Source organism: Streptococcus gallinaceus, from assembly GCF_040545695.1.
In the GTDB taxonomy this organism is placed as follows: domain Bacteria; phylum Bacillota; class Bacilli; order Lactobacillales; family Streptococcaceae; genus Streptococcus; species Streptococcus gallinaceus.
In genome coordinates this window covers 39,057-52,103 of record NZ_JBEPMK010000008.1, presented here as the reverse complement: position 1 = coordinate 52,103, position 13,047 = coordinate 39,057, and the positions used below count along the sequence as shown (strand labels likewise).

At 42.0% G+C, this 13,047-nt stretch carries 15 protein-coding genes and 1 other RNA gene; 4 read left to right on the top strand and 12 right to left on the bottom strand.

The genetic code is table 11. From position 1 onward, the window contains the following. Positions 1 to 5: 5 nt before the first annotated feature. From rpoZ to ABID27_RS09475, 4 genes are all read right to left on the bottom strand, one after another. Positions 6 to 320 (bottom strand): DNA-directed RNA polymerase subunit omega, encoded by a 315-nt coding sequence (gene rpoZ, locus ABID27_RS09490; protein ID WP_354281782.1) that lies wholly within the window; start codon positions 318 to 320, stop codon positions 6 to 8. A gap of 25 nt (positions 321 to 345) precedes the next feature. Next, the gene (gene gmk, locus ABID27_RS09485) at positions 346 to 972 is read right to left on the bottom strand and encodes a guanylate kinase (RefSeq protein WP_354281804.1); all 627 of its coding nucleotides are present in this window, start codon (positions 970 to 972) and stop codon (positions 346 to 348) included. 174 nt (positions 973 to 1,146) lie between these two features. Next, positions 1,147 to 1,350 (bottom strand): cold-shock protein, encoded by a 204-nt coding sequence (locus ABID27_RS09480; RefSeq protein WP_253366052.1) that lies wholly within the window; start codon positions 1,348 to 1,350, stop codon positions 1,147 to 1,149. A 184-nt stretch (positions 1,351 to 1,534) separates the two neighbouring features. Then, positions 1,535 to 3,148 carry a ribonuclease Y gene (locus ABID27_RS09475; protein ID WP_435533077.1) on the bottom strand — a complete coding sequence of 538 codons (1,614 nt, stop codon included), beginning with the start codon at positions 3,146 to 3,148 and terminating at the stop codon, positions 1,535 to 1,537. Positions 3,149 to 3,309: 161 nt separating this feature from the next. Between ABID27_RS09475 and ABID27_RS09470 the strand changes: the two genes are divergently transcribed. Beyond that, positions 3,310 to 3,792 (top strand): S-ribosylhomocysteine lyase, encoded by a 483-nt coding sequence (locus ABID27_RS09470; RefSeq protein WP_253366054.1) that lies wholly within the window; start codon positions 3,310 to 3,312, stop codon positions 3,790 to 3,792. Between the two features lie 79 nt (positions 3,793 to 3,871). On the opposite strand, the gene ABID27_RS09465 is transcribed toward ABID27_RS09470, so the two are convergent. The 5 genes from ABID27_RS09465 to ABID27_RS09445 all read right to left on the bottom strand — a co-directional run bounded on the left by ABID27_RS09465 (position 3,872) and on the right by ABID27_RS09445 (position 7,917). Further along, positions 3,872 to 5,284, bottom strand: a complete 1,413-nt coding sequence (locus ABID27_RS09465) for a cell division site-positioning protein MapZ family protein (protein WP_253366056.1) — start codon at positions 5,282 to 5,284, stop codon at positions 3,872 to 3,874. 11 nt (positions 5,285 to 5,295) lie between these two features. Next, the gene (locus ABID27_RS09460; RefSeq protein ID WP_354281779.1) at positions 5,296 to 6,459 is read right to left on the bottom strand and encodes a THUMP domain-containing class I SAM-dependent RNA methyltransferase; all 1,164 of its coding nucleotides are present in this window, start codon (positions 6,457 to 6,459) and stop codon (positions 5,296 to 5,298) included. 136 nt (positions 6,460 to 6,595) lie between these two features. After that, positions 6,596 to 6,969, bottom strand: an RNA gene (gene rnpB, locus ABID27_RS09455) — RNase P RNA component class B. 11 nt (positions 6,970 to 6,980) lie between these two features. After that, on the bottom strand, positions 6,981 to 7,310 hold the full coding sequence (gene gpsB, locus ABID27_RS09450) for a cell division regulator GpsB (protein WP_253366058.1): 330 nt from the start codon (positions 7,308 to 7,310) through the stop codon (positions 6,981 to 6,983). Between the two features lie 73 nt (positions 7,311 to 7,383). Then, positions 7,384 to 7,917: an SLOG family protein gene (locus ABID27_RS09445; protein WP_253366059.1), complete on the bottom strand. Its 534-nt coding sequence runs from the start codon at positions 7,915 to 7,917 to the stop codon at positions 7,384 to 7,386. Positions 7,918 to 7,988: 71 nt separating this feature from the next. Between ABID27_RS09445 and recU the strand changes: the two genes are divergently transcribed. From recU to rsmG, 3 genes are all read left to right on the top strand, one after another. After that, entirely contained in the window at positions 7,989 to 8,597 is a 609-nt protein-coding gene (gene recU, locus ABID27_RS09440; protein WP_354281776.1) for a Holliday junction resolvase RecU, read from the top strand. Beyond that, positions 8,590 to 10,770, top strand: a complete 2,181-nt coding sequence (pbp1a, locus tag ABID27_RS09435; protein ID WP_253366061.1) for a penicillin-binding protein PBP1A — start codon at positions 8,590 to 8,592, stop codon at positions 10,768 to 10,770. The genes recU and pbp1a overlap by 8 nt, the downstream gene beginning before the upstream one ends. Before the next feature lie 67 nt (positions 10,771 to 10,837). Then, on the top strand, positions 10,838 to 11,551 hold the full coding sequence (gene rsmG / locus ABID27_RS09430; protein WP_253366063.1) for a 16S rRNA (guanine(527)-N(7))-methyltransferase RsmG: 714 nt from the start codon (positions 10,838 to 10,840) through the stop codon (positions 11,549 to 11,551). Between the two features lie 94 nt (positions 11,552 to 11,645). Here the strand turns inward: rsmG and ABID27_RS09425 are convergent, their stop codons facing one another. From ABID27_RS09425 to ABID27_RS09415, 3 genes are read right to left on the bottom strand one after another with little or no spacing between them, the layout of a single operon-like run. After that, complete coding sequence (locus tag ABID27_RS09425) at positions 11,646 to 11,951, bottom strand: hypothetical protein (protein WP_253366065.1); 306 nt, start codon at positions 11,949 to 11,951, stop codon at positions 11,646 to 11,648. Then, positions 11,935 to 12,633, bottom strand: coding sequence for a hypothetical protein (locus ABID27_RS09420; protein WP_253366066.1), 699 nt, complete (start codon positions 12,631 to 12,633; stop codon positions 11,935 to 11,937). Before ABID27_RS09420 ends, ABID27_RS09425 begins: the two co-directional genes overlap by 17 nt. Positions 12,634 to 12,657: 24 nt before the next feature. Then, positions 12,658 to 12,861, bottom strand: coding sequence for a YSIRK-type signal peptide-containing protein (locus ABID27_RS09415; protein ID WP_253366068.1), 204 nt, complete (start codon positions 12,859 to 12,861; stop codon positions 12,658 to 12,660). Positions 12,862 to 13,047: the final 186 nt, after the last annotated feature.

The window sequence follows — 13,047 nt, the reverse complement described above, 5'->3', positions numbered from 1 at the left end:
ATTCCTTAAATTTTTTCGCCGTCTTCTTTTTCTTTAGCGATTTGTGCTTTGATTTTACGTTCTTCTTCTTCCAAACGAAGGCGTTCTACCTCTGCTTGGCGACGCATTGCTTCACGTTTTTCCTCTGGATTTGGGTGAACAATTACGTTACCTGACTCGATTTCTTCCAAGGCACGGAGAGTTGATTTTACAGATGTAAATTCTTGTGTTGCTCTTGCACCAGCTTCCAATTCATGAGCACGTTTTGCTTCCAAAATAACCAAAGAATACTTTGATGGTACCTTATCCAACAAGGTATCAATCGAAGGTTTCAATATCATAATACTGTTCTCTTTTCTAAATAGTTTAACGAGCTGTTAACTGCTCATTCATCATTTCATCATAGCGACCAATCACGCGGTCCACACGAAAATGCTCTGCTTCAATAATGCGTTTGACACGCTCTGCTGCAAGCGGAACTTGATCATTGACAACGGCATAATCATACTCACGCATGAGAGCAATTTCTTCTCTCGCACGTTCAATCCGTTTGGCAATCACTTCTTGGCTATCCGTTCCACGCCCAACCAAGCGATCTTTTAATTCATCCAAATCTGGTGGTGTCAAAAAGATAAACACACCATCTGGCACTTTTTGCTTCACTTGAAGAGCACCTTGCACTTCAATTTCCAAGAAAACATCAATTCCACGATCCAAGGTCTCGTTTACGTAAGTCAATGGTGTCCCATAGTAATTTCCAACGTACTCAGCGTATTCTAGCATTTGCCCTTGGCGTATCAAGTCTTCGAACTCTTCACGTGAACGGAAGAAATAATCCACACCATCTACTTCACCTAGACGTTGTGGACGTGTTGTCATTGATACAGAATACTCAGACTTGTGATCTGGCGTTGAAAAAATTTCTTTGCGAACTGTGCCTTTGCCGACACCGGACGGTCCTGAAAATACAATTAGTAACCCACGCTCTGTCATGACATCTCCTTTTAAATCTTTCATTCTAGTCTAGCAAAAAAGTACTGATATTTCAAGCGTTCATCACTATTTTTTTCATTTACTAGTTGATGACCACACACCTTATTTCAAGTTGTTTTCGAAGTTGTTTTCATTATTCACAGAAAAAAGTTGCAGCAATTGCCGCAACTTTGATTATGCTAGTTTTGTGATATTCACAGCTTGAGGACCACGTTGTCCTTGCTCGATATCAAACTCAACTTTTTGTCCATCTTCTAACGTTTTAAAGCCATCACCTTGGATTGCTGAGAAGTGAGCAAAAACATCTTGTCCTTCAGTTGTTGAAATAAAGCCGAAGCCTTTTTCTGCGTTAAACCATTTTACAGTTCCTTGTGCCATTTTGAGATACCTCTTTTTATTTATTTTGTAAAAACTTTGAAGAGGTACTACTGGTAAAACAAATAAATATCTCAAAAAACTTAATACAAGACTAACTTTAACAGTATATTGGCAATAAGTCAATATAAAAGAAGAAACTTTTTAATAAAAAAGAAATACTGACGAATCAGCATCTCTTTTTTGATTATTTTGCAATGTCTGTTGCTCGTGTTTCACGGATGACGGTGATTTTGATATTTCCTGGATAATCCAAGTTGTTTTCAATTTTTTCACGTACATCGTGTGCCAAGATTGTCACCTTATCATCACTGATTTTATTTGGATGAACGATGATGCGCACTTCACGACCAGCTTGGATAGCGTAAGCTTGCTTAATTCCGTCAAAACTGTTAGCAATTTCTTCTAAATCTTGCAGACGTTTAATGTAAGATTCCATAGATTCACGACGTGAACCCGGACGAGCTGCGCTAAGGGCGTCGGCTGCGGCAACAATCACTGCGATTGTGCTTTCTGCTTCGACATCACCATGGTGACTGGCAATTGTATTGACTACAACAGGATTTTCCTTGTATTTCTTAGCCAATTCAGTACCGATTTCGACGTGACTTCCGTCCACTTCGCGATCAATGGCTTTCCCCACATCATGAAGGAATCCAGCTCGACGAGCCAAGTTGACATTCTCACCAAGTTCGGCAGCCAATACTCCAGAGAGTTTCGCTACCTCAATGGAGTGACGAAGGACATTTTGGCCATAAGAGGTACGGAAATGCAAACGTCCCATAATCTTAATCAAGTCTGGGTGTAGGTTTGGTGCACCGATTTCATAAGCAGCAACCTCACCATATTCACGAATACGATTGTCCATCTCTACACGGTGCTTCTCAACCAACTCTTCAATACGAGCTGGGTGAATACGACCATCCTGTAAGAGAGCTTCCATGGTCATCCGCGCAATTTCACGACGAATTGGATCAAAACCTGATAGAATAACCGTTTCTGGCGTATCATCAATGATGACGTCAATCCCGGTCAAACTTTCAAAGGTACGGATATTGCGACCTTCGCGTCCGATAATCCGTCCCTTCATCTGGTCATCTGGCAAATGAACAGAGGTAATGGTCTGCTCTGCCACATACTCACCAGAGATACGTTGCATGGCTTGTGCCAACAATTCCTTGGCAGTCTTATCCGAACGCTCTTTGATTTCGCGTTCCGCTTCTTTGATGCGTGTCGCGATTTCGTGGGTTAATTTATCCCGTGTCTCCACTAAGATAATGTCGCGCGCTTCATCTTGACTCAATGAAGCTACTTTTTCAAGTTCTTGAGCTTTTTGCTCTTCTAATTTGGCAACTTGTTCTTCGCGCTCATCAATGTGTTTAGTGCGATCTGTCAGACTTTGTTCTTTTTTCTCCAAAGTCTTCTCTTTGGTGGTTAAATTATCATCTTTACGGTCCAAGTTTGTCGCACGTTCAGCCAAACGGACTTCCGTTTGCTTCAATTCTTGACGTTCCGATTTAAATTCTTCCACGATTTCTTCACGATATTTACGTGCTTCTTCCTTCGCTTCTAAAAGCATTTCTTTTTTCAAAGATTGGCGGTCACGCTCAGCAGTTTTTACAATACTTTCTGCCTCTTGTTCCGCTTTTCCTCTGATATTGCTTGCTTCTTGTTCAGCATTCAAAAGTGTCAACTCTGCCGTTTCTTTGGCAGATTTCATTTTTAGGGAAACCGTGATATATCCGATCACTAAACCGACGAGAACAGCAACAAGTCCCAATCCAAGGGTTACTATGTTCATGTTCCACCTCAATTTTTTAATAGGCTTTTCTACAAAAAAGTCCTTCTACATTCTATCATATTTCAAACGATTTCACAAATGGAATTTATCTTTTCCCTTGAAAAATAGAGAGCGATTTCAATCGACTTGTGGTATAATCGATATATACTTAGGAGGAAATGATGTCTAAAGAAGTTATCGTAGAAAGTTTTGAACTTGACCATACTATTGTAAAAGCACCCTATGTTCGTTTGATTTCTGAGGAGTTTGGTCCCAAAGGCGATGTGATTACCAACTTTGATATTCGCCTGATCCAACCAAATGCCAACTCCATGGATACTGCCGGTCTTCATACCATTGAACACCTCTTGGCAAAATTGATTCGTGAGCGCATTGATGGAATGATCGACTGCTCACCATTTGGTTGCCGGACAGGTTTTCACATGATTATGTGGGGTAAACACAGTTCAACCGACATTGCCAAAGTTATCAAATCGAGCTTAGAAGCGATTGCTGAGGCGGTTACTTGGGACGATGTACCCGGTACGACTATTGAGTCTTGCGGCAATTACAAGGACCACAGTCTGCATTCTGCACGTGAATGGGCGAAACTTATCCTCTCACAAGGTATCTCAGACGATGCCTTTGAGCGTCACATTGTCTAATAATCAAAACGCTGGAAAGTCAGCGTTTTTTTGTTTGCAAAAAGAACCTAGGATTTTTCCTAGGTTCTTTCAATTTTGATTAAAAATCCAAGGCATCCGCGTGACCAGAACCATTTCCTACGAAATAGCCAGTTTTTGCATTGATGGAGAAGAGGTAGGTACCATCTGGTTTGTAAAGGTTATAGTAGCCTTTGCCGTTGATGATATTGACCTTTTCAAGGATATATTGATTGCCAGAAACGTAGCCACGTGCTTGAGAGGTTGCAATGATTTTTTCCAGAACTCCTTCATTGAAATTCCAAGCTTCATTGGTTGGATCGTTGTTGATTTTGTCCCAATCATAAGGCACACGGCTCAATTCACGTTGCAAGGTTACTCCTGCTGGAATCGCGATACCATACAATGGATTGTCCCCAGCAATAACAGCCGAAGTCGTTCCTGCTGGAGTAGCTGGTGCCGGTGCTGGTGTTGTCGTAGCTGATGGTGCAGAAGAAGGTGTCTCTGCTGGAGTAGCTGGTGCTGGTGCTGTGCTTGCCGCTGATTTAGCTGCTGAGGCGTTAGCCTGTTGGGAACGACCAAAGTTTACTGCTGAAGCAATCGCTGCATCAACACTTTCCAGTCCTGTCGCCGCTGCAGTTAGGTTTTGCCCTTCTTTTACAGTCGCACTGGTATCCACTTGACCATCCTGGATGACAGCCTTGTCAAACTGACCATTGAGCGCTTGAACAGCCTTGATGGCTTTTTCTAAGTTATCATACTTAGCTTTTGCGTCTTTGTAAGCTGTTGACTTGTTATCAATCCTATCTAATAAGGCTTTCAAGTCAGCTAATTTCCCAAATTGACTATTTTTCAAGTTTTTCAGGCTTGCGTCAGTGAAAAATGTCTTATAGAGATTTTCAAAGTTAGTAACAGCTACATCTGCTGCGCTGGAACTAGTCGTACTAGATTGGCTTGTGGTCGAAGAAGAAACGGTCGTCTTCGTATTTTTGTCACTACCATTCATCCAGACAAATACTGAGGCTAAAATTCCCACAAACAGAGCCACTAAAGCAGCCCAAATCCAGATTTTTTTCTTAGAATCCGGTGCAGGGGCCTCCTCCTCAGTCGACACTTCCCATTCCTCATCGACTACTGGGGTGGGAGTTGGTTTAGGAGCAAGAACAGGGACTGGCTCGATGACAGCCATTGCTTCCTCAACGACCTTTTCTTCAACAGGAAGGTCAATGTCTTCCTTGGCTTGAACTTTATGGATACCCAGTTCTTCTATTTTTTCACCTACCGTCAAGTCTTCTTCCTTGATGATGGGTATATGAACTTTTGTCTCAAACTTGTCCGCCTCAATTGCCTCGCGGTGCTTTTTGATATAGCGATCCAAGATATTATCATCTTCCGAAATGCCCACTTCCAAGTCTTCTTGTCTGCGCGCTGCTTCGCCAACTGTCATTTCCTTGGCTTTTTCAAAATCCAATACTTCTTCGTCTTTTTCTGCCACAATGCTTCCTCCTATTCCTGTTCGAGTTGAGCTCGTTTCACACGTTGACCAAAATATTGATAGAGGTCCACTTTCAAGGTCCCGTTATATAATTTTCTTTTCTTGTCTGCTAGACTGCCATACCGTTGCTCGAATAATTCGTCACTAGTCAAAATAAACTTAGACCAGGTTTTCAGCGGTGCGAAGGTATCCCCCATTTCGCGATACAACTTGACAATTGCCTCGTCGTCCAAAAGCCGTTCCCCGTATGGTGGATTGGAGACAATAACCCCGTTGACCTTATCCGTGTGCAAATCCTGCAACCGCATCTGCTTGAAGGTAATATCATTTTCCACACCAGCTGCAAAGGCATTTTTCTTAGCAATCTCAACCATTCGGCCATCAATGTCAAATCCTGAAATGTCTAATTGGAAATCAGACTTAATGGCTTCCTGGGCTTCTTTTCGCTTCTGCTCCATCAAGGCCGCGTCCATCCAGTTCCACTCTTCAAAAGCAAATGAACGCTTGAGACCAGGTGCCATATTGCGCGCAAGCATAGCGGCTTCAATACAGAAAGTTCCTGAACCACAGGTTGGGTCAATCAGGAGTTTGTCTGGGTACCAGTTGGACAAGAGCAAAATAGCTGCCGCCATATTTTCCTTGATCGGCGCACCACCTTTTTCCACACGATAGCCGCGCTTGAAGAGGCTTGACCCTGTCGTATCAATCAAAACAGTTGCTATATCCTTTAAAATAGAAACTTCAATCTTGAATTCTGCTCCGACTTCTTGCAAAGGAACACCTTCCGGGCGCGAAAAATGTTTTTGCAACTTCTTAACAACTGCTTTTTTGGAAATAGCCTGTACAGAAGGCTCATTGTGTAATTTTGACTTGACACATTTTGCTTTCGAAATCGGGAATTTACAACCTAAAGGCAAGTAATTCTCCCAATCCAGCCCAAAGACGCCTTGGAAGAGCTCCTCAAAAGTGCGGGCAGGAAATTGTCCTACCACAATCTTGATGCGGTCTGCAGAGCGGAGCCACAAATTGGTCTCCATAATCGCGGCTTGGTCTCCGACGAAACGAACGCGTCCATTTTCAACCTGACAATCATAGTTCAAGTTGCGTAGTTCGCGTCCCACAACTGCCTCTAAACCTGCAGCTGCTGTCGCAATCAAATTAAATTGTTTTTTCATATGTCCTCTATTTCAAAAGGGAGGACCACTCGCCGATTTTTTATCAAATCAAACACCGTCAGCCACTCCCCGATATATTTCTCTAAAATCAGAAAGTCTAGGTACTTTCGTCCTAGACTATACCTATTATGCAATTTTCTATAAGCCATGTTTTGTTCCAGTGGTACTAGGCACTACCACCTTCGATAATCATCTGTCTACTGTTTCCAGTCAGGAAATTCGTTCCATAAAAATGCTTTTCCGTCTTTCCCATGCCCCTACCAAAGTTTGGGTTGCTAGCTTGAGGGGTTTACCGCGTTCCACTTCTCACGTTTCCCTGAGAACTCCGTCACTGTGGCACTTTCAGACCTATTCAAACTTATCCGAAGACTTAGTCCTTTCGATCGCCGTAACGCCCGAAGACGTCCCTAGGCTTATGCATTCGCCTAGCACAAACACTACCGGCATCACAGCCAGTGCTAGCATGGACTTTCCTCATGATAGTTTGCTATCACGCGATTATCCAAAAATTGCACGATATATTAGTCTTGAGCGATTTGCTTGCCGAAGACTTCTTTTTCCAATCGGTTTAATCGACGCAAAATGTCAAAGTTGGTAGCAGATGATGTGCGTTCTGTACGCAAAGTATCTGTCGCTTCAACAGCCGATGAACTTGGACGTGAGCTATTTGCAGAAACGGCTTTGAGACGAGCAATTTCACCTTTTAATTCTTTGATAATTGCTTCATAGGCATCATAGTCTTTCATGATGTCATCCAAGAAATCATTCACCTCATCCTGGTCGTAACCACGGAAACTTGACTTGAAATCTTGCTCAAAAATGTCTTTAGTTGTGTACTTAATACTTGCCATTCCTCACTCCTCGTTCTATAAAAATGTCGCTACCTCTATTATATTAAAAAATCAAAGTAAAAATCAAGCTAAATTACTCATTTTCTTCAAAATTTTCGGCAACTTCATTTAGTCGGTCAAAAGTAAGCGTTTTTCTAGTATATCCGTCTTTTTTTACCATGTCATGAACCAAATATTTCAAATTTGTTTCATTTTCATTATCGTAAAATAAATAAGCACCTTCTGTATTTTCCAGCAAGAAACGATTATAATCTCTAAACTGTCCTGGATTTTGATAGTGGGGGAAGGCAAATTTTGTGAAATCAACTGCCTTAAAGGATGACAGTTTCAGTTGATTGGCTTCATTCCAGTTTTCTCCATGATTTTCAAAACAAAAAATCGTTGCAAGTTGACACTCATATCCTTCTGATTTTAATTCTTTTAAGACTTCTAGCGTCCAATACTCAAAACCGAGGTTCCCAGTAAAAATAAACCATTCTGCTCCATCTTCCAATAAACGAATCAGGTCTTCTCGAATCGCCTTTTTTATAATAGGTAGCCGCTGGTCCTTGTCTGAAAAAATCCCCAAATCTGTGTGCCGGTAACCCGAAACTAGCACTGTCTTCATACGCTTTACTTGAACCTACTTCTCATTTTATGATATAATATACTGATAATAGTGTATCAAGAAGGAGTCATATGGTCAATTATCCACATGGTGTTCGAAAATCACAAAGTCGAACACCGAATGTTCCGAAGAAAAAACAAGTGGACTTTGCCAACCGTGGAATGACCTTTGAGGCAGCCATCAACGATAGCAACCAATACTACTTGGCTCACAATATTGCTGTTATTCATAAAAAGCCTACGCCTGTTCAAATTGTGAAAGTGGACTATCCTAAGCGAAGTCGGGCAAAGATTGTAGAAGCCTACTTCCGCCAAGCCTCCACAACGGACTATTCTGGCGTTTTTCAAGGACATTATATTGATTTTGAAGCCAAGGAAACTCGGCAAAAAACAGCTATGCCCATGAAAAATTTCCATGCTCACCAGATTGAACACATGCAACAAGTGCTCGACCAACAGGGTATCTGCTTCGTCCTCCTTCATTTTTCAAGTCTGAAAGAGACCTATCTTTTACCTGCCAAACCCTTGATTGATTTTTATCGTATCGACCAAGGACGACGGTCCATGCCCCTTGAGTATATCCGGCAGCATGGCTTTGCATTGAGTATGGGGACCTTTCCTAGTCTTCCCTATCTCAACATTGTTGAAAAAAATCTTTTAGGTGGTGAATCCATTGAATAATACGAACCTTAAAAAAATCCTTACGATTGCAGCTAATGTGCTGTTGACTGGATTTTTAATCGCCTTTCTAGCTGGTGCTGGGCTCGCTGCCTACTACCTTTCTTCGACGCCAGCCTTGACCGAAAAAGCCCTAACGGCAACTACTTCTAGTAAAGTTTATGACAAAGATGGTAATCTCATCGCAGACTTGGGTTCAGAAAGACGTTCCAATGCCAAAACATCTGAAATTCCGACTGACTTGGTCAATGCGATTGTGTCTATCGAAGACCAACGTTTCTTCAATCACCGTGGTGTAGATGTGGTCCGGATTGCTGGAGCCCTCCTTCACAATCTGAACGGTTCCAGCCTTCAAGGTGGGTCTACTCTCGATCAGCAATTAATTAAATTGACCTACTTCTCGACTTCTACTCAAGACCAAAATATCAAGCGTAAGATACAAGAGGCCTGGCTGGCGATGCAGTTGGAACGCCGCAATACCAAACAAGAAATCATGACCTATTACGTCAACAAGGTCTACATGTCGAATGGTAACTACGGTATGAAAACCGCTGCTAATACCTACTACGATAAAGAGTTAAACCAACTCTCCCTTGCCCAATTGGCACTGTTAGCAGGAATGCCGCAAGCGCCGAACCAGTACGACCCTTATACACAGCCAGAAGCCGCCAAACACCGTCGTGACCTTGTCTTGTCTCAGATGTTAGAAAAAAAATACATCACCCAAAAACAATACAAGGAAGCAACCGCTACTCCTGTAACAGACGGACTTCAGTCCCTCTCATCAACAGCAGCCTACCCAGCTTACTTGGACAATTACCTTAAAGAAGTTATCGAAGAAGTTCAGGAAAAGACAGGCTACAACCTACTAACAACCGGTATGAGCGTTTATACCAATGTGGACTCAGCTGCTCAAAAACAATTGTGGGATATCTATAATTCTGTTGACTATGTCAACTTCCCTGACAATACGCTCCAAGTAGCTTCGACAGTTGTCGATGTCACAAACGGACGTGTCGTTGCCCAACTTGGTTCACGAAATCAATCGAGCAATGTTTCATTTGGTACCAACCAAGCAGTGGAAACCAACCGCGACTTTGGTTCGACTATGAAGCCTCTTACAGATTATGCTCCTGCCTTTGAAAATGGCGTACTGGCTTCCACAGCAGATGTGATTGCCGATGCACCATATAATTATCCTGGTTCAACAACTCCTGTCTACAACTGGGATCATGGCTACTACGGCAATATTACATTCCGTACTGCCCTCCAATATTCACGAAATATCCCAGCGGTTAAGATGTTGGAAGCAACTGGTTTAGGTAAAGCAAATTCCTTCCTTAACAGTGTTGGAATCTACTACCCCGACCTCCTCTACTCAAATGCCATCTCAAGTAACACAACAGATGCCACCAATAAATACGGCGCTAGCACTGAAAAAATGGCTGCTGCCTACGCATCATTTGCTAACGGTGGAACTTACAATAAGCCTTATTATGTGAATAAAATTGTCTTTAGCGACGATACTGTCAAAGAGTACGCTGCTGACAGCAAGAAAGTAATGTCAGCGGAAACAGCCTACATCATGACAGATACCTTAAAATCAGTTATGACATACGGAAATGGTCTGAATGGTGCTGTTTCTGGAGTTCCTATGGCCGGTAAGACAGGTACTTCTAACTATTCAGACGATGAAATCACAAAAATTTTAGCAGTGAATGAAGCCGCTAATTATAGTACCATGGTGGTCCCTGATGAAAACTTCGTTGGTTTCTCTACCAAGTATGCTATGGCAGTCTGGACAGGATATACCAATCGTTCTACACCAGTGTTAGACAATGGTATGCTAGTGGCTACTGATGTTTATCGCAATATGATGAGCTATCTGAACCCCGTAGAAACTGCGACTGACTGGGAAATGCCAGACGGCCTCTACCAATCCGGCATTTATCTCTATATGCGTGGTAAGACCGGTAGCTACAATTCCTACAAAAACAGTTACAACTACCAAGGCAATACGACTGCCGCTAGCTCAAGTGTAGCTAGTACTGAGCAAAGTTCATCGACTTCAATAACCGAGGTAAGCAGCACAGAATCATCTGCTACAACCACTGCCTCTACTACCGAAACAACGAGCACCAGCTCAGCAAGTTCTCAAGCAACGAGTGGTCAATAATAGAAAACATAGAAGCCAGTTGGATTCTATGTTTTTCATTTTCTCCTCTTTGTGATAAGATAGGTATATGAAACCAGAAGAATTTTACACCGCATTAGAAGCAGCAAATATCTCCTTAACCGACCAGCAAAAGCAGCAATTTCATCGTTATTTTGAGCTTTTGGTCGAGTGGAATCAAAAAATAAACTTGACAGCCATTACAGATTTGGAAGAAGTCTATCTCAAGCACTTCTATGATTCTATCGCACCGATTTTGCAAGGGCATATCAAAAATGAAGACATTCGTCTGCTCGATATCGGGGCAGGGGCTGGATTTCCTAGTCTTCCCATGAAAATCATCTATCCAAACCTTGATGTGACGATTATTGATTCCCTCAATAAACGCATCAACTTTTTAAACTTATTGGCCGAGGAACTTGGTTTAGATAAGGTACATTTCTACCACGGACGGGCGGAGGATTTCGCCCAAGATAAGCTTTTTCGCGCACAATTTGACATGGTTACTGCTCGCGCCGTTGCCCGCATGCAGGTCCTGTCGGAGCTGACCATTCCCTACCTCAAGGTCAACGGTCGCCTCATCGCTCTAAAAGCTTCTAACGCCGGTGATGAATTGCTTGAGGCCAAAAACGCTCTTACTCTCCTTTTTGCCAAGGTGTTAGAAAATGTGGATTACAACCTGCCAAATGGCGACCCGCGCAACCTGACTATCGTTGATAAAAAGAAAGAAACACCCAACAAATACCCGCGTAAAGCTGGTTTGCCAAATAAACGACCTTTATAGACTGAACCTTGATTTCAGTCTTTTTTGGTACTAAAAAATCCCTCTAAGAGGGATTTTTCTGCTTTGACCAAACAAATGACTTCGTTAAGGTAAATTAGCTTCTTTTGCGACCTGTTACGATAGCTCCTACTAAGCTTACCAAAGCAAGAAGGATATCAAGTCCGTACAATACTGGTGATTTCGTCTCACCTGCTTGTGGGAGAACTTTTTTCTCAGTCACTTCAACCGCTGGTGTTGCGGTTACTTGAGTTGGTTCTGTTTTTGTTTCAACAACTTCTTGTGGTGCTACTTGCGGTTGGCTTACTGTGATAGCACCGATTGCAGCACACGCTTTATCTGCTGAAGCGTGTGCTTCTTCCATATTTTGAGCTGCATTGATTATCTCAGTTACTTTCTGCACTAATGTGAGCTACGTCTGCTTCCTTCGCTTCTTTTTCAGTTTCTGGCATAGTAGAAGCTGAAATTTCTACTTTTTTACCTGTTACTACACTTTCTACTTTTGACAAAATAGGGGCAACATCTAGTTTTGCTTCACCGTAGACAACAGCGTATTCACTAAAGTGGCTTACTTCAAATGATACAGATGTTGCTGTCGCGTTAGAAATAGCCAAATTTTCTGCCGCATCCAACAATACATAATAAACAGCAGTCGCTTGCTTAGTAGTTGGAATAGTCACTGTCACAGGAGCCGTAATCTGTACTTTTTCTCCTGCAGCATTATACAAGTTGATGTCGTACAAGTCGTACTCTTTCCCTTGAAGGGCTGGAGTAATTGCATCTGCCTGACGGACGATTTCAATTCTTTCTGCTCCGTTCAATGCTTTGTGGCTACCTGAGATTGCGATACCTGTTGAATCATTTTTCAATGTTTCAATTTTATTATTTGCGATAGCTTCAAGTTGACGGTTGCACTCTGCTTCATCAATATTATCTGAGGCAGCTGAGATACCACCTGCAAGATCTGAGGTAGCTGGACCTTCTTTGGGCGCTACTGCTTCTTTTGTTTTAGCAATAATACCCAATTGACGGCTGCGTTCTGCTTCATCAATGATATTTATAACATCTAGAATTCCTCCTGCCAAGTCTTTTGCACCGATAATTCTTAATTAGCGTTTTCGTTCCTCCGTATCTACTGCTGCTGAGATAAATGATGAGTTTGATTTTGGAGCATTGGCCAATACTGTATTCACCTGTTTAGCGCCAACTAGGCCTAAACCAATCAGTACAGATGCTGCACCTATCGCAAACTTGCGAATACCAAAGTGTTGTTGTATGTTGAAAAGAGTCTTTTTACGTCTTCTTTTTCTCATATATCCCCCTCTTGGCCCTAAATAACCAAATATATTATTTTTCAAATATTTTATAATAATTAATTTATAAAATCATTAAACTAATTAAAATATAATTGTAATCTATTGCATGTCTTGAGGGTTACTTTGTATATGCTCATATAAATTTTTCCGAAGCGTAAAACTAATCATCGGTGACATACAAAA

What these genes read in the sequence shown, in the direction of transcription:
- rpoZ (WP_354281782.1), bottom strand. Translation starts at nt 320, where the DNA reads ATGATATTGAAACCTTCGATTGATACCTTGTTGGATAAGGTACCATCA.
- ABID27_RS09480 (WP_253366052.1), bottom strand. Translation starts at nt 1,350, where the DNA reads ATGGCACAAGGAACTGTAAAATGGTTTAACGCAGAAAAAGGCTTCGGC.
- ABID27_RS09445 (WP_253366059.1), bottom strand. Translation starts at nt 7,917, where the DNA reads ATGAAGACAGTGCTAGTTTCGGGTTACCGGCACACAGATTTGGGGATT.
- rsmG (WP_253366063.1), top strand. Translation starts at nt 10,838, where the DNA reads ATGAAACCAGAAGAATTTTACACCGCATTAGAAGCAGCAAATATCTCC.
- ABID27_RS09475 (WP_435533077.1), bottom strand. Translation starts at nt 3,148, where the DNA reads ATGAACATAGTAACCCTTGGATTGGGACTTGTTGCTGTTCTCGTCGGT.
- gmk (WP_354281804.1), bottom strand. Translation starts at nt 972, where the DNA reads ATGACAGAGCGTGGGTTACTAATTGTATTTTCAGGACCGTCCGGTGTC.
- ABID27_RS09415 (WP_253366068.1), bottom strand. Translation starts at nt 12,861, where the DNA reads ATGAGAAAAAGAAGACGTAAAAAGACTCTTTTCAACATACAACAACAC.
- gpsB (WP_253366058.1), bottom strand. Translation starts at nt 7,310, where the DNA reads ATGGCAAGTATTAAGTACACAACTAAAGACATTTTTGAGCAAGATTTC.
- recU (WP_354281776.1), top strand. Translation starts at nt 7,989, where the DNA reads ATGGTCAATTATCCACATGGTGTTCGAAAATCACAAAGTCGAACACCG.
- ABID27_RS09460 (WP_354281779.1), bottom strand. Translation starts at nt 6,459, where the DNA reads ATGAAAAAACAATTTAATTTGATTGCGACAGCAGCTGCAGGTTTAGAG.
- ABID27_RS09470 (WP_253366054.1), top strand. Translation starts at nt 3,310, where the DNA reads ATGTCTAAAGAAGTTATCGTAGAAAGTTTTGAACTTGACCATACTATT.